Genomic DNA, 15,898 nt, shown 5'->3' with positions numbered 1-15,898 from the left:
AGGGCGATCGATGTTAAGCAGGGGGAGAGGGCGCGGCCGCTACGGACTACGGCTTCGCAAAATCAAACAGTTCTTTTCTCTGCCCGCTGCGGCATGGGATTATGCGGTCGGCAAATGGCATGGGCTGGAGGCTTCGCATGAGATGCTAGCGGAAGCTGCTCCATTGCAGCTTGCCGAGGATGCGGTTGCCGGGCTGGAGGGGGAATGGCGGAAGCTGGAGGAGCAGCAGGCGGAGCCGGTGACGAGCGCATGGAGCGGGGAGGAGAAAATCCTGATCGAACGGATCCGGGAGGAGACCTCCCGTCTGAACCGCAATAACGTGACGCGGACGGAAGCCTACCGGCTGATGCATCAACGCCATCCGGAGCTGCACTGGGCGATGCTGGCCCATCTCGTTTCCCGCAACGGGGGCTGGAATATGACGGATCTGGCAGGCGAATGGCTGCCGCAGCTGCTCCCGGACGATAAACGCCAGTCCGTCTTCCTGCTGCTCGAGCATGCGAATTCGTTTATTTTTGGCGATGCTTTTCCGCAGCTGCTGCTCTACGGGGAAAGCGTCCGCCTGGGACGTCCGTTGTTTCATCTGCTTCCGGCCTTCGGAGTAACGCGGTTTATGAAGCCGGTGTGGGAGCAGTTCTGGCGAACACGCGATCCCGCGCCGCTGACGGTCGCGCTAATTGTGAACGAGCAGCATTTCATCGAGCAGCGGGTGGTGCAGGACGATTACTTCCGCAAAAACGTGCTCGATACCTTCTTCTTCGGCATGCAGTCGCTGCTGCAGCTGAACGCGGTGATGTTCCCGTATCATACCGAAGCGGAGCCAGAGCTGCGGCTGGCGGGATTAATCATGGAGGATTTCGACGATGTGTCCGAACGGATTGAATTCGGCAAGTCCTTGTATGCGATTTTGTTCGGCGTCCCCCGGGTGCGGGAAGGAGCGCTTGCTTTTGCGGGCAAAGGACGCCATACCGGGTCAAGGGCAGATTATGCCCCGCATCTGTTCGCCCGGATACGCCGGGAGCCGCCAGCCGCGCTGTACAAGGAGCGCTTGCTGGGCGGCAAGCTACTGCCTGGCGCGGCGCCGTTATACAGCCCGGAGCTTCGCGACGCCTGGGCGGACCGGAAGCTCGAGAGCGCGAAGCGGGAAGACTGGTTCGCTTCGGCTTCCGGCATCATGCCTTATTTCCGAAAGCTGAAGCTGCCCCGCAGCTTCGAGCTGACGGGCGAGTACGGCCTGCTGCTCAACAAGATTGAGCTCGCCGTGCTTGCTGCCCAGCAGCTGAGGCAGCAGGAGCATCCTTGAAAACGAAAAGAAGCCTGAAGTTCGAGCCGGACTTCAGGCTTCTTTTTCCATCGCAGATTTTTTCGGCCGGCCCAACTGTTTGAAATTACCTTTAAATATCCCTTGCATAGCGAACGTACATTCGGTATATAATAATATACGAACATACTTTCGCATTTGCATTGGAGTGGGGATTATGGAACGTGTCATTATGCTGATTGACTGCCAGTCGTTCTACGCGTCCGTCGAGAAGGCCGCGCATCCCGAATATAAGAACGATCCGGTCGTTGTGGCCGGCGATCCTTCGAGGCGTTCGGGCATTATTCTGGCAGCTTGTCCGCTTGCGAAGCAGTACGGCGTGACGACCGCCGAGACCCTTGGCGAGGCGCTGGGCAAATGTCCGCATCTCGTCATTATCAAGCCGAGGATGCAAGCTTATATCGATGTCTCACTAATGATTACCGACATTTTTCGTTCGTTTACCGATCTGGTGGAGCCCTTCTCCATCGACGAACAGTTCCTGGACGTTACCGGTTCCTTGTCTTACTTCGGCACGCCCGACGAGATCGCAAGGCAAATCCAGACCAAGATTATGCTCTACACCGGCGTATGGGCCCGGGTTGGCATCAGCTCCAACAAGATTCTGGCCAAGATGGCCACGGATATTTGGGCGAAAAAAAACGAGACCGGCCAGTTCACTCTCCCGAAATCCGAGGTGGAATCTTTATTATGGCCGCTGCCCGTGAATAAAATGTTTGGCGTCGGCTCGCGGATGACCGCGCATTTCCAACGGATGGGGATTGCAACGATCGGAGATCTCGGCTGTCTTCCCCTGCCGGAATTCAAGCGCAGGCTGCGGGCGCGGATGGGCCGCAACAGCGATATTCAGGCAGAGCTGTTCTGGCAGACCGCAAACGGCATTGACCCGAGCCCGGTCAAGCCAAGCACCCATGACGCGCAGCAAGCGGTCGGCCATCAGATGACGCTTCCCCGGGATTACAGCAAGCCGCAGGAGATTGACGTTGTTCTGCTGGAATTAAGCGAGGAGGTATGCCGCCGCAGCCGAGCCAAGGGATATATGGGCAGCGTCGTTGCAGCAGGCGCGCAAGGCGCGGATTTCGACCGCCCGACCGGTTTTTTTCGCCAGATGACGGTACCCGATCCGACGAATATTACGAAGGAAGTATTCGCTGCGGCCCGCACGTTGTTTTACGCCCATTGGGACCGGCTCCCCGTCCGCAAGCTTGGCGTGACCTTATCGAAGCTGGTGCCCGACGACCAATATCAGCTTACCCTGTTCGGAAACAGGGAGAAGGAAAGAAAGCTGGATCGCGTCACGGACGCGATCCGTCATAAATTCGGAACGACCTCGATTCTCCGGGCGTCCTCGCTGCTCGAGTCAGCCCAGGCCCGTGAGCGCAGCGTCAAAATTGGAGGACACTACAAATGAGCAAGAAACTGGAAGGAAACGGCCGCTGGGAATCCAGCCGTATGATGCTGCCTGAACACCGGGAGCAATATCTAGAACGGCGCGAGCCGCCCCAAGCCTCCGGACCTGTCCCCGTTCCAAGCAAAGAGGAGCTTGAGCTTATCCGCGATTACGTGCTGCTCCCCATGATGCTGACGATCGTAGATAAGAACTGCAAGGACATCGAGCTGTCCTTTTACTCCATGAAGCAGCTGTACATGAAAGCCTCGCGCGTCCTGATGGGGCATATTCACACGGATCTAACCGCTGTTCGCAAAGCGCTTAAGGAGCGCAATATCCGGGTCTTCCTCGAGGAGAGCGACAGCGAGCATGGAGCTATTCATTACAGGTTTGTCTGCCGCGGCTACGAGGACCGCTTCTCCATGATCCGCGACGCGGCCCGCGCCGAGATTAGCGTCCGCATCGCCAAATATATCTCCACGATGTTTAAGTGAACTTTACGAAAGCACCGCCCGCTGGCAAGCAGCGCGGTGCTTTTTGATTGGGTCAATTCACATGCTCCCGGCGGTATGCCTTCGGGGACATTCCGAAAACCTTCGTAAATTGGCGGGTGAAATAGTTGCTGTCGTTAAAGCCGCTTTTATAAGAAATTTCCGTAATCGGGATACGGGTTGTCTTAAGCAGGTTGCACGCATGCTCCAGGCGGAGGCGCAGAAGATAGGCAAAGGGCGTCGTTTGATAATAGGATTGAAAGATCCGGTTCAAATGCCTCACCGATATGCCCGATTTATCCGCGATCTGCTCCCGCGTAAGCGGTTCGAGATAGTGATCCTCCATGAAGGAAATGGCATTCGCCAAATGCATCAGATTTCCTTGGATTCCTTGCTGATCCTGGTTCTGATATTGCCTGGACAAATAGACGACGAGTTCCATGAAACGAGAGCGCAGCATGGTCTGATAGCCCTGAAGCCTGCCCGTGTATTCCTCAATCATAAAGGCGACGAGGGAGGATACGTATTCCAGGCTCGGGATCGGCAAGCTAAGCTTGCTGTTAAAGGGCTGGATATTCCGATAAAACGGTTCCAATACAAAAAGCGCCTGATAGCCGATTGACGTTCTCAGGTCAGGGCCGGCTGACGTTAGGATCTCCGGGCGGTACATGATGTTGCAGATCCGGAAATCATGGGGATCCTTGTATGCATGGGAGGTAGCGCCGTCGATAACAAAGACATCCCCTTTCTTAATAAACGAGGCTTCGGTGTTTACGATATGAGTCGCATTCCCGTTCAAAACAATAACGAGTTCGGAAAAATCCACATGATCGTGAAGATACATGTCCTCGTCATGCCCGCCATACCCGATATAGAACAGAAATTGCTCGTCGGATGTAAACCAATTCAAATGGACACTTCTCGTAAGACTCTCTCCCTTCTTAACCCCGGCACAACAATCCAATGTCCTAATCATGCTATTTTAAGACCCTAAAATCAAGGATGAGGTCTAATACGCTCCATTATAATGCTAAGTGAACAAGAAAAAGCAGAGGAGTGGTACAGATTTGTCCGTCGTAAGCATCTGGCAACGCATCGTTAGGCAGCGCTATCTTTATTACATGTCAGTTCCTTTTGTCGTTTTTGTTTTTCTATTCAGCTATTTGCCGCTATGGGGCTGGACGATGGCGTTTCAGCAATTTCGAGTAGGCAAATCCTTCTTCGACCAGAAGTGGGTCGGCTTTGATAACTTCCGGATGTTATTTCAGGACGATCAATTCTTTAACGCGCTGCGAAACACCTTGGCGATGAGTTTTATGGGGCTCATTGCAAGCTTTACCATTCCGATCCTCTTCGCGGTTCTTTTGAACGAGGTGCGTGTTTCGTTTCTGAAACGCTTCGTGCAGACGGTTTCGTATTTACCGCATTTTGTCTCCTGGGTGGTTGTCGCGGGGATTGTGACGAAGATGCTTTCGGCTGAGAATGGCGTCGTGAATCAAATTCTGACAGGCTTGCATCTCATTCATGAGCCGATTCAATTCATGGCGAAGGAAAATTTATTCTGGTACCTGGTGACCAGCGCGGATATTTGGAAGGAAACCGGCTGGAACGCGATTATCTATCTGGCCGCCATTGCCGGGATAGGCCCGGAACTATACGAGGCAGCCCGGGTTGACGGTGCAAGCAGGTTAAAACAGATTTGGCATATTACGCTGCCGGGTATCCGTTCCACGATCATTATTTTGCTGATCATGTCAATCGGACATCTGATAAGCATCGGCTTCGAGAAGCAGTTTCTCCTCGGCAACAGTCTGGTAAAGGAGAAATCCGAGGTGCTTGACCTGTATGCCCTTAACTACGGACTAGGAATGGGACGTTATTCCTTCGGCACGGCAATTAACATTTTCAACTCCGTAGTCAGCCTGATTCTGCTATTCGTCGCGAACGGCGTTTTCAAGAAAATCACCAAAGAAAGCATTATGTAAGGAGGATTTCAAAACAGTGAAAGTTCGCATCCCACTTACGGACCGGCTCTTTGACGTGATCGTTTACCTCGTTATTTCGCTGGTAGCGGTCTGTACCCTTTATCCGTTCCTGAATGTGCTGGCCATATCCCTGAATGATTCAACCGATACGGTAAGGGGAGGCATTACGGTATTTCCTCGCCACCTCACCTTTGACAATTATTCGCTCATTTTTTCGTTCGCAGGGCTGCTTACCGGACTCAAGATTTCGGTGCTGCGGACATTGGCCGGTACGGTATTGGGACTTATCAGTTCTTCCATGCTGGCTTACGTGCTAAGCCGGGCGGATTTCGACGGACGTAAATTTTTGTCCCTATTCCTGGCGCTTACGATGTATGTATCGGGCGGTCTTATTCCTTTTTACCTTCTGATGCGCGATATGCATCTTATCGGAACGTTCTGGGTGTATGTGCTGCCCGGACTCGTAAGCGCATTCAACGTATTTATCATTCGCTCGTTTATTGATGGGCTGCCGTACGCTCTTCAGGAATCGGCCAAGCTGGACGGAGCCAATGATTTTACGATCTACTGGCGCGTCATTCTTCCGTTATTGCTGCCGGCACTGGCCACGGTTGCGCTGTTCCTTGCGGTTGGCCAATGGAATTCCTGGTTTGATACGTATTTGTACAACGGCTCGAAGGAGCATTTGACCACGCTGCAGTTCGAGTTAATGAAAGTGCTGCAGAGCACCCAGGTGGGCAGCAACGGTCAAGAGGTTAACGGGACGAACATGAATCAAGTGATGAACAGAATTTCTCCGGAATCGGTCAAAATGGCGATCACAATCATTGTTACGGTTCCGATTCTTCTGGTCTATCCGTTTCTGCAGCGGTATTTCGTTACGGGGATGACGCTTGGCGCGGTGAAAAGCTGATGGATCCGACAGCGGTATCGGCAGGGAAACCTGTTTATACAATATACGAATCTTAATCTAAATGGGGGTATACAGATGGTAAAAGCAGGAGAAATTTCGAAGCTGGGCATGGTCTTGACGCTCGCGGCAGGCGTGCTGGCCGGATGCGCGGGAAATAGCGGCAATAGCAATGTTGTAAGCGATAACACGGGAAATGAGCAGGGAAATGATACCTCCCCGGTCACCTTCTCGTTCTTCGGCGAGGATCCCAATCCCAACTGGAGAGATATGCAGGATGATGTAGGCAAAGAAATTACAAAGCAGACGGGCGTTACGCTGGATGCCGAGTTTGCGGTTGGCGACCCGGCACAGAAGGTAGCTCTCATCGCGACCAGCGGGGATTATCCCGATCTGATCAGCCCCAAAGGGGATTTGAACAAAATGGTCGATGCGGGAGCCATGCTTGATCTGACGGATTTGATCGAGAAATATGCCCCAAATCTCAAGAAGCTGTTTGGCGATCAAATGAATCGGTTGCGCTACAGCAACGACGATCCGTCCATCTATGTGATCCCGACCTATTCGGCTGTTGACGGACAGACGTTTGTAGCGGGGGGCGGATTCGAGCTGCAGCACCGCGCGGTGAAGGAAGCGGGTTACCCTGAGATCAAGACTCTGCAAGATTACGAGAATGTCATCAAATCTTATATAGAGAAGCACCCGACGGATGAAAACGGGAATAAAAATATCGGACTCACCCTCAACGGGGATGATTGGCATACGTATATTTCCGTTACCAACCCGGCAGCGGAAACGACCGGCAAGTCAGGGGACGGCGAGTATTACATTGATCCGAAAACGAATGAAGCAACCTATCATTACCGTACGGAAGGCGAGAAAGAGTATTTCCAGTGGCTCAACCACATGTACAACATCGGGCTGCTGGACAAAGAAAGCTTTGTAGAGAAGAATGACCAGTACCTGGCGAAGGTAGCTTCCGGTCGGGTCATCGGTTTGATCGATGCGGACTGGGGTTATGCGGACGGCGAAAAATCACTGAAAGCGGACAACAAGCTGGACCAAACCTACGGGCATTATTCGGTTATGCTATCGGACGCTTATAAGGATAACCGCTTCCAGTCCACGGGCTTTATGGCTGGCTGGGGCATCGGCATCACAACATCCTGCAAAGATCCGGTGAGAGCGATTAAATTCCTGGATTATCTGGCGTCCGAGCAAGCCCAGGTTCTTAACAACTGGGGCATTGAAGGCAAGCATTATACGTTGCAGGATGGTAAACGCGTCGTTCCGGAGGACGTTCAGAATCGCATTATTAACGATAATACGGCTTTTAGCCAAGAATCCGGCATTGGCTTTTATTCCAATATCGGCGCGCATTACGGTGATGGCGTCAAAGATTCCACGGGCAATTATTATACGAAGAATTTCCCGGAGCAAATCGTGAGCACGTACACAAGCGCCGATAAGGAAACGCTCAAGGCGTATAACGCGACTACCTGGAAAGACCTGTTCCCGCAAGAGGATCAGTTTCCGGTAAAGGCTTGGGGAGCGGCTTGGAATATAACCGTGCCCGGCGATGACGAAGTGACCATTCTCGCCAATAAAATGAAGGACATTACATGGAAGCAGATTCCGCGAATTGTCATGGCGAAGCCGGAAGACTTCGATAAATTGTGGGACGGCTACCAGAAGGAACTGCTGGACGCAGGGGTAGAGAAAATGGAAAAAGGCTTTACGAAGTATGTTCAGGACCGCGTAAAGCTCTGGAGCGAATAGGCCTCAAGGAATGGAATGGATGAGGAGAGAGAACATAGTGAAGCAATATAGCAATCCCGTTATTAGCGGGTTTCACCCTGATCCCAGCGTGTGCCGGGCAGGAGAAGATTACTATTTGGTGACAAGCTCATTTGAATACTTCCCGGGCGTTCCCTTATTTCACAGCAGGGATCTTGTGAATTGGGAGCAGATCGGGCATGTCCTAACGCGTACGGAACAGCTGGATTTAAGCAAAGCGGGAAGCTCGGGCGGCATTTATGCGCCAACCATACGCTATAACAACGGAACGTTCTTCATGACAACGACCAATGTATCCGGCGGCGGAAACTTCTATGTCCATGCAGACGACCCAAGAGGAAAATGGTCGGATCCCGTCTTTGTGGACCAGCCGGGTATTGACCCCGATTTGTTTTTCGACGAGGATGGCACCGTCTATTACACCACCTCTCATGATGCCAAGGGACAAGGCGTCTATCAGAGCCGAATCGATATTAAAACCGGGGAACGCCTGTCCGACGTGAGCTTGCTGTGGAAGGGGACCGGCGGTCAATATCCGGAAGCTCCGCATGTTTACCGCATTGGCGAGTGGTACTATCTCATGATCTCCGAGGGAGGAACGGAGTACGGCCATATGGTCACCGTTGCGAGGAGCAAGAGGCCGGACGGTCCATTCGAGGGATGTCCGCATAATCCGATCCTAACCCATCGCAGTCAATTGAGGACCATTCACGCAACGGGGCATGCCGACTTTATTCAAGGGCCGGATGGCAGCTGGTGGGCCGTTTGCCTGGGCATTCGCCCTGCCGGTTATCCCCATCATCATTATTTGGGGCGGGAGACCTTCTTGGCTCCCGTTACTTGGACGGAAGATGCGTGGCCTGTCATTGGAGATCACGGAACGATCGGTGAAATCATGCCGGCGGGAAATCTTCCGCTGCAGCCCAAGACGGAGCCTGCAGGAAGAGATGACTTTGATGAGGCATCGCTTGCCTCGTGCTGGAATTTTCTACGCTCGCCGGATCCAAGCAATTGGTCGCTTTCAGCGAAGAAAGGCAGCCTGACGTTATACGGCTCCGGGGATACCTTGAATGAAACGGGAGCTCCGTCTTTTGTAGGGCGCAGGCAGCAGCATTTTTCATTCCGGGCAAGTACTCACCTCACCTTTGCGCCAAAGCGGGATGGGGAGGAAGCGGGTATCGCCGTGTATATGAACGAACGCTTCCATTACGAGATTGCGGTCACGCAAATAGCAGGCGCTCGCAAGCTGATTTTCCGTCGAAGGCTTGGGACGCTCTGGAAGGTAGAAAGCGAGATTCCGTGGTCCACTGACTCCGTTGTACTAAGCATTCATGCGGATGGAATGAGCTACGTCTTTGGCTTCGCCGGAAGCGGGGAAGAAGAGCCAATCCGAATGGGGCAAGGGGAATGCAGATTGCTGGCCACGGAGGTAGCCGGCGGGTTCACCGGCGTATTTATCGCCATGTATGCGACAGGTAATGGGGCCCGCTCTATAACGCCGGCTTATTTCGACTGGATGGATTACCGGGCTGCAGAGTAGACGCGCCGATCCATTAAACTAAAAAAGATGAACGTATAAACAAACAGCAGCTGTTCACGTGATAGGCTCCTCTTACGGGAGATGAAGTAGACTCATGAACGTCATTTGGGCTAGGGGAAACCTAAGCCCTTTTTTTGCTGTGCGGGATTATATGGTTGTAAGTAATCTTCATCATAAATACAGATTGTGTTCATTTGTGATAGAATAAGAAAAAAATAGACGAGGTGTCGTTATGCTGCCCTTACAAAGAAAACAAGCGTTACTGGCCTATCTGGCCGACAAAGGCGCTGCTACGTTAAAAGAGATGAGTGACCGCTTCGGTGTCTCGGAGATGACGATTCGCCGCGATTTGAATGCGCTGGAGCAAGAAAACCGTATACGCCGTTCCCATGGCGGAGCGGTCTACGAGGAGCAAAAACAGGAAATTAGCCAGGACGAGCCGGAGATCGAAGCAAAGCAGGCCGTCAACCAAGATATCAAGGAACGGCTGGCCGCGTATGCCGCGCAGAGGTTTGTTCGAAGCGGAGATACCATCGTGCTCGAGAACGGTACCACCGTATCGAGAATGGCAGAGCGGTTGGCCCATCTGGATCAGTTAACCATATTGACGAACGGGATCGATACCATTAGCCGTTTCCGTCCCTATGCAACCGACAATAGGATGATCATTAGCTGCGGAGGCATGTTCAGGGACATATCCGGCACGTTCGTCGGCCCCATGGCGGAGGAGTTCTTCTCGCGCTTTCATGCCGACACCTTGTTTTTGTCCGCGCTTGGCTATACGCCGGAAGCGGGTTTTACGGATCCGAATCTCATGGATACGCAAGTTAAAAAAATAATGATGCGTTCGGCCAAAAAAGTCGTGATGCTGCTTGATTCCTCCAAAATCGGCAAACGCTTTTTCTCGCCGGTTGCAGCCCTGACGGACATCCATGTGTTCGTGACGGATGACAATTTGACGCATGAACATAGAAAGCTCATTGAGGAGAGCGGAGTGGAGCTTCACATCATCTAGAACTCGATTGTCTATTCCGTATCCGTATTCGCGATAATTTGTGAAAAGTTATGTTAGTTTGTGTTAGTTTATGTTATATTGTAATAAACCAACGCAAAGGAGTGGCATCATTCATATGTCATCAAGCTACGATAAAGAGCCTTTTATCGCGATTCGGGGATGGGAAGACGAAGCTTGGGAGGGGTACGAAGCGATTGGCTTCGAGCTTGCTTCCGCGATCAAGCGCCTTGGGAAAAGAAAAACGGTGGTTGTGCTGGAATGCTACCCGGGCGTCAGCCAGGAGGAAGTCGTCGAAGGATTAAGTCGTGCTATGGATTCGTTAGCCGTCGTTAAAGCCGAGGAAGCGGCGTTGACTCCCGATGCAGTCGACGGCAAAGTAGAACGTTATCTGACGGATGACCGCGTATTCGGTTTTATGGCGCCTTTTCGAATCGAAGAGTTTTATGAAACGGATCGGATCCGCGCTCTTCGCAGCCGGATTGATGCTTTGGAGGATGGCATCGTTCTTGTCATCGGCTTCGGCGCTTCGCTGATCGCCCGGGGAGACCTGGTCATTTATGCGGATCTGGCCCGTTGGGAGATCCAGCAGCGATACCGGGCAGGAGAACTCGGCAATTGGCGAGCGGGACGTCGCGAGGACGATATCCTGCGCTTATACAAGCGGGGGTTCTTCTTCGAGTGGCGCATGGCGGATCGGCTTAAGAAGAAGCGGCTCGGCGAAATCGACTACTATCTGGATACGAACGTTCAGAATTCTCCCAAGATGGTTACCCGTCAAGCGCTGTTTGAGGGGATGGACCAGGCGGCAAGCCGTCCATTCCGGCTGGTTCCTTATTTCGATCCCGGCGTATGGGGAGGAACTTGGCTGGAGAAGCGGATCGATCTGCCCAAGCGCGAGCATCCCTATGCCTGGGGGTTCGACGGCGTACCGGAGGAGAACAGCCTGTATTTTCAATATGGCACCATTCTCGTAGAGCTGCCGGCGATCAATCTGGTATTCTTCCAATCTATTAAATTGCTTGGCGAGAAGGTATACGCGCGGTTCGGAGCTGAATTTCCCATCCGTTTCGACTTCCTCGATACCATAGGCGGTCAGCCATTAAGCCTGCAGGTCCATCCGACAACGGAGTATATCCGCGAACACTTCGGCATGACCTACACCCAAGACGAGAGCTATTACATTCTCGACGCCTCTCCGGGGGCGCAAGTGTATCTCGGGCTGCGGGAGAACGTCTCCTCCGGGGATATGCTTGAAGATCTGCGCAAAGCGCAGGCAGGCGGATATACGTTCCCCGCGGAGAAGTATGTCAATTCGTTCCCGGCAGCGAGGCACGACCACTTTCTCATCCCCGCGGGCACGGTCCATTGCTCCGCGGCAGGCTGCATGGTACTGGAGATCAGCGCCACGCCGTACATTTTCACCTTTAAGCTATGGGACTGGGACCGGTTGGGACTAGACGGCAAGCCTCGCCCGGTGCATTTGGAGCATGGCGGGCAGGTTATTCGATGGGATCGAACTACGCCATGGATCGAAGCGGAATGCGTGAATAGCATTGAGCCTATCGGAGAAGGGGCGGGCTGGCAGGAAGAGCGTACGGGACTTCACGGGCTTGAGTTCATCGAGACGAGACGTCACTGGTTCTCCGAACCCGTCTTGCATACGCAGAACGGCAGCGTCCATATGCTCAATCTAATTGAAGGAGAAGAAGCGACGATCGAAAGCCCGGACGGATCCTTCGAGCCTTTCGTCGTTCATTATGCCGAGACGTTTATTGTGCCGGCCTCCGTCGCTTCTTACACGATTCGGCCTAGCGGACCAAGCGCGGGCAAGACGTTAGCTACGATAAAAGCGTATGTCCGGGCATAGGAGGCGCTGCGCAAATGAAATTATCCTGGATAGTTGCCTTTGACGTGGGCGGGACGCAGATTAAAGCGGCCGCCTTAAGGGATGGCGTAATTGCCGAAGAAACCGCGGGCCACTATGAATCGCGGGCCGATCTTGCAGCCGGACCGATGATAGCCCATTTTGCGGACATCTTCGCGGACATTCTCTCCAAGGCCGGGCCGGATGCGGCGGTGGAGGGACTAGGCATAGCTTTTCCCGGTCCGTTTGATTATGAAGAAGGAGTCAGCCGCATTCAAGGACTGGGCAAATTTGAATCGCTGTACGGTTTGCCTGTCGGTCGGCTGCTCGAGAAATCGCTGCGCGCGGACGAGCGGACGAGCGGGAGGCTCTCGCAACATTTCCGGATCGCTTTCGAGAACGACGCGGCTCTGTTTGGTCTTGGCGAGACAAGCCCGGGCGGTGCGGCGGAAGGTGCCGATCGAGCGGTCTGCTTGACGATCGGCACGGGACTGGGATCTTGCTTTCTAGAGCGCGGGCGGCTGGTGAAACACCGCCGGGATGTGCCGGCCGAAGGCTGGCTATATACCGTTCCTTATCGGGATGGCATCGCGGACGACTATGTCTCCCGCAGGGGCGTATTGCAGCTGGCCGCCGGGCTGGGTCTGGATGGCGCGCAGCTGGACGTTCGGGGATTGGCCGGCCTGGCGGATGCAGGCGATAAGGCGGCGTTGCAGCTTTTCGAGCAATTCGGATTGCGGATGGCCGATATCTTAATCCCGTCGCTAACCCGCTTTAAGCCTGATCGCATCGTTCTCGGCGGCCAGATCTCGAGGAGCGCGCATCTGTTCGTTCCCGCTTTTCGGGAGGCGGCGGAAAAGTCCCGTCTGTTGGCCGAAGTTCGCGTCAGCCGCGATACGTTGTCCAGCACGCTTCTTGGCGTACACGAGTTTTTAAGGTTGCCGGACGGGAACGAAAAAAACTGATATGAATCGCAAAAATGTCGTCTACCGCTTTATTTGGCCTGGCGCTATACTGATCGCAAGCAGGGAGAGAACACTTGATTAGGGGAGAGACAGCAAATGCAAACCGCAAAGAAAAAGTGGAAAATTTATGTGATTCATCACTCTCACACGGACATCGGTTATACGGAAAGACAGGAAAAAATCGAGCAATATCATGTGGATTTCATTAGACAGGCCGTAGCGATCTGCGAGGCATCGCATACGGAAAAGCATCCGGAATGGAAAGGCTTCAAGTGGACGTGCGAGACCTTCTGGGCCGTCGAGAAGTTTCTCGAGAACGCGACGGATGAAGAGAAGAAACGTTTTGTCGACGCCTTGAGCAGGGGAGATATCGAGCTGTCGGGTACTTATTTGAACATGACGGAACTTATTCAATATGAGCTGCTTACGGAGATGCTGGCAAGAGCCGGGAAATTCGCCGCGCCGTACGGTCTTAGCGTCAGATCGGCGATGACCGCCGACATCAACGGCTACAGCTGGGGATATGCGGAGGCCTTGGCCGATGCCGGCATTGAGCACCTGCTGAGCTGCATCCATACCCACCATGGCATGTTCGCCATTGGGCGCAAGCAATTCCCGTTTTATTGGGAGGCGCCAAGCGGCAAGCGTATTCTCGTTTGGAGCGGCGAGCATTATATGATGGGCAATGATCTGGGGATTAATCCCGACGGAACGTTATCCTACTCCGTTCGGGACGAAACGCCGGTTTGGGGCATCGCCGAAGATCATTGGAAGATCGCCGAGACGAGAATAACGCGTTATCTTGAGCAATTGGAGAAGGAAGACTATCCGTACGATTTTATATTGGTCAACGTCATGGGGCTTCTGCGGGACAACGCTGCGCCAAACGGCCGCGTCATGAGCTTCATTCACGAATGGAATGCGAAGCATGGGGACCGTGTAGAGATTGAGATGACCACGCTGAACCGCTATTTCGATCTGGTCAAGCAACAAGATGCGGAGATCCCGGTGTACAAGGGAGACTGGCCGGATTGGTGGTCCGACGGTGTGGCATCAACCGCCATGCATACGCAAATATTCCGCAACGCCCAGCGAATGCTGTCCGTCGTGAAACGGCTTGATCCGCAAGGCAAGAGCGTTCAAGCGAATGAGATGAAAGAAGCCGAGCAGCAATTAATGATGTACGCCGAGCATACCTGGGGGTATCACTCCTCCATCTCCGAGCCGTGGCATCAGATGGTGCAGGAATTGGGGGTTCGCAAAGAAGCCTATGCCGCGAACGCAAGCCGCCTGGTTTACCGGTCGCTGGACAGAGTGCTGCAGGACCAGGGGGACGTGCTGCTGAGGCCGAACCGGGAATTTACTTATAAAGTGATCAATTCGTTTGACTACCCCGTCGAGGATCTCGCCTTCTTCTACCTGGAAGAGCAGTGGGAGGCCGATTATTTCCGGAACGGCATGGAAGTCATCGAGGAACAGAGCGGGGAGATTGTGCCCCACCAGCAGGAAAAAGTGAGCAGAGGGTATCAAATTGCGGTTATGGCCAAGCTGGGCGCGAAGGAAGAGAAACGATACGTGATCCGTAGCGCCACGGCTTCCGCCGCGGGACGCACCACGAGCAGCACGCGCTTGATAGGTGCCGACCGCATCCATGATATTCGCGATCTTATCCCGCAAGCGCAAGAACCCAACAAGATCACGATTACAGAAAATAGCGTCGAGTCCGCCGAAGTGCGAATTTCTTGGCAGCGCGGAGCGGGAATCGTCTCCTGGGTAGACAAGAGTACGGGCAAGGAACTGATTGATGCCGATCAGGCCTGCGGCGCCTTTACGCCAGTCTATGAAGTGACCAAGGGAGAGCACGGCGATCAGATGACCGTCAGAAGAATTATGGGCCGAAACCGCAAAGGGATGAATGTCGAGCGCTCCTTTGGCCGTCTTTCCGGAGTCAAAGAAATAACAAACGGAGCGCTGTACGCCATCGTGGAGCTTGTTTACCAAGTGGAAGGAATGAGTCACTACTCGCTCTTCCTGAAGGTATATAAAGGGCAGGCAAGAGTTGACGTGTCCGTCCGCATGCACAAAACGAGCGTGTGGGAACCCGAGAACGTTTACATTTCCTTGCCTTTCCTGCGGGAGGACAACGGCCAGCTGTGGTTTGAGAAGGCAGGGGCAGCCATTCGTCCGGGAATCGACCAAATTCCGGGTACGCTGACGGATTTCTATTGCATTCAGGAAGGGCTGGCGCTTGCCGCGCCGACTGGCGGACTTGCTCTAGCCACGCCGGACACGCCGCTCATGCAGGCCGGGCCGTTGGAGTTCGGCGAGAGAAGGGTTCAGGGCCAGGAGCCTCACGAACGCAAATCTTTGTACGCCTGGGTTCTGACCAACTATTGGGAGACGAATTTCAAGGCGACGCTGGGCGGGTTCTATGAATTCCGCTATACGCTTCAGTGGGGCAAGCCGTTCCATGCGGTAGACGAAGCCGTTCGGGCGAACCACTCCGTAAACGCGGGTACAATAGCTTTTAGAAGTATATAGTTCAGCAAGCATAAGAAGGGCGTTATCTCTGTCAACAGAGAAGCCCTTTTTGTGCTTTTGCGTGCAGGAAGGAGTTTCG

The 15,898-nt window shown here is 53.5% G+C and carries 12 protein-coding genes; 11 read left to right on the top strand and 1 reads right to left on the bottom strand.

Annotated features, from left to right (window positions below; translation table 11 throughout):
• The first annotated feature begins 10 nt into the window (after window positions 1–10).
• From EV294_RS09145 to EV294_RS09135, 3 genes are all read left to right on the top strand, one after another.
• The gene (locus EV294_RS09145) at window positions 11–1,303 is read left to right on the top strand and encodes a DUF2515 domain-containing protein (protein WP_132306038.1); all 1,293 of its coding nucleotides are present in this window, start codon (window positions 11–13) and stop codon (window positions 1,301–1,303) included.
• A gap of 175 nt (window positions 1,304–1,478) precedes the next feature.
• Window positions 1,479–2,732, top strand: a complete 1,254-nt coding sequence (locus tag EV294_RS09140) for a DNA polymerase IV (protein ID WP_132306036.1) — start codon at window positions 1,479–1,481, stop codon at window positions 2,730–2,732.
• Window positions 2,729–3,205 carry a YhjD family protein gene (locus tag EV294_RS09135; protein WP_132306034.1) on the top strand — a complete coding sequence of 159 codons (477 nt, stop codon included), beginning with the start codon at window positions 2,729–2,731 and terminating at the stop codon, window positions 3,203–3,205. Before EV294_RS09140 ends, EV294_RS09135 begins: the two co-directional genes overlap by 4 nt.
• Before the next feature lie 52 nt (window positions 3,206–3,257).
• On the opposite strand, the gene EV294_RS09130 is transcribed toward EV294_RS09135, so the two are convergent.
• Complete coding sequence (locus EV294_RS09130) at window positions 3,258–4,178, bottom strand: helix-turn-helix domain-containing protein (protein ID WP_132306032.1); 921 nt, start codon at window positions 4,176–4,178, stop codon at window positions 3,258–3,260.
• A 145-nt stretch (window positions 4,179–4,323) separates the two neighbouring features.
• Here EV294_RS09130 and EV294_RS09125 point away from each other — a divergent pair, with 145 nt between their 5' ends.
• The 8 genes from EV294_RS09125 (at window position 4,324) to EV294_RS09090 (ending at window position 15,819) form a co-directional block, all read left to right on the top strand.
• Window positions 4,324–5,187, top strand: coding sequence for an ABC transporter permease (locus EV294_RS09125; RefSeq protein ID WP_243711642.1), 864 nt, complete (start codon window positions 4,324–4,326; stop codon window positions 5,185–5,187).
• A gap of 16 nt (window positions 5,188–5,203) precedes the next feature.
• Window positions 5,204–6,100 (top strand): carbohydrate ABC transporter permease, encoded by an 897-nt coding sequence (locus EV294_RS09120; RefSeq protein ID WP_132306028.1) that lies wholly within the window; start codon window positions 5,204–5,206, stop codon window positions 6,098–6,100.
• Window positions 6,101–6,175: 75 nt separating this feature from the next.
• The gene (locus EV294_RS09115; RefSeq protein WP_132306026.1) at window positions 6,176–7,876 is read left to right on the top strand and encodes an ABC transporter substrate-binding protein; all 1,701 of its coding nucleotides are present in this window, start codon (window positions 6,176–6,178) and stop codon (window positions 7,874–7,876) included.
• A gap of 37 nt (window positions 7,877–7,913) precedes the next feature.
• Window positions 7,914–9,434 (top strand): glycoside hydrolase family 43 protein, encoded by a 1,521-nt coding sequence (locus EV294_RS09110; RefSeq protein ID WP_481856058.1) that lies wholly within the window; start codon window positions 7,914–7,916, stop codon window positions 9,432–9,434.
• A gap of 232 nt (window positions 9,435–9,666) precedes the next feature.
• On the top strand, window positions 9,667–10,449 hold the full coding sequence (locus EV294_RS09105; protein ID WP_132306024.1) for a DeoR/GlpR family DNA-binding transcription regulator: 783 nt from the start codon (window positions 9,667–9,669) through the stop codon (window positions 10,447–10,449).
• A gap of 115 nt (window positions 10,450–10,564) precedes the next feature.
• Window positions 10,565–12,316 (top strand): class I mannose-6-phosphate isomerase, encoded by a 1,752-nt coding sequence (locus EV294_RS09100; protein WP_132306022.1) that lies wholly within the window; start codon window positions 10,565–10,567, stop codon window positions 12,314–12,316.
• 14 nt (window positions 12,317–12,330) lie between these two features.
• Window positions 12,331–13,278, top strand: coding sequence for an ROK family protein (locus EV294_RS09095; protein WP_132306020.1), 948 nt, complete (start codon window positions 12,331–12,333; stop codon window positions 13,276–13,278).
• Window positions 13,279–13,374: 96 nt separating this feature from the next.
• Window positions 13,375–15,819, top strand: a complete 2,445-nt coding sequence (locus EV294_RS09090) for a glycoside hydrolase family 38 N-terminal domain-containing protein (protein WP_132306018.1) — start codon at window positions 13,375–13,377, stop codon at window positions 15,817–15,819.
• Window positions 15,820–15,898 lie beyond the last annotated feature (79 nt).

The organism is Paenibacillus sp. BK033, assembly GCF_004345425.1.
Taxonomy (GTDB): domain Bacteria; phylum Bacillota; class Bacilli; order Paenibacillales; family Paenibacillaceae; genus Pristimantibacillus.
Note: the sequence above shows the minus strand (reverse complement) of the source record. Positions and strands in the feature narration are given on the sequence as shown.

What these genes read in the sequence shown, in the direction of transcription:
- EV294_RS09145 (WP_132306038.1), top strand. Translation starts at nt 11, where the DNA reads ATGTTAAGCAGGGGGAGAGGGCGCGGCCGCTACGGACTACGGCTTCGC.
- EV294_RS09140 (WP_132306036.1), top strand. Translation starts at nt 1,479, where the DNA reads ATGGAACGTGTCATTATGCTGATTGACTGCCAGTCGTTCTACGCGTCC.
- EV294_RS09105 (WP_132306024.1), top strand. Translation starts at nt 9,667, where the DNA reads ATGCTGCCCTTACAAAGAAAACAAGCGTTACTGGCCTATCTGGCCGAC.
- EV294_RS09100 (WP_132306022.1), top strand. Translation starts at nt 10,565, where the DNA reads ATGTCATCAAGCTACGATAAAGAGCCTTTTATCGCGATTCGGGGATGG.
- EV294_RS09095 (WP_132306020.1), top strand. Translation starts at nt 12,331, where the DNA reads ATGAAATTATCCTGGATAGTTGCCTTTGACGTGGGCGGGACGCAGATT.
- EV294_RS09090 (WP_132306018.1), top strand. Translation starts at nt 13,375, where the DNA reads ATGCAAACCGCAAAGAAAAAGTGGAAAATTTATGTGATTCATCACTCT.
- EV294_RS09130 (WP_132306032.1), bottom strand. Translation starts at nt 4,178, where the DNA reads ATGATTAGGACATTGGATTGTTGTGCCGGGGTTAAGAAGGGAGAGAGT.
- EV294_RS09135 (WP_132306034.1), top strand. Translation starts at nt 2,729, where the DNA reads ATGAGCAAGAAACTGGAAGGAAACGGCCGCTGGGAATCCAGCCGTATG.
- EV294_RS09115 (WP_132306026.1), top strand. Translation starts at nt 6,176, where the DNA reads ATGGTAAAAGCAGGAGAAATTTCGAAGCTGGGCATGGTCTTGACGCTC.
- EV294_RS09125 (WP_243711642.1), top strand. Translation starts at nt 4,324, where the DNA reads ATGTCAGTTCCTTTTGTCGTTTTTGTTTTTCTATTCAGCTATTTGCCG.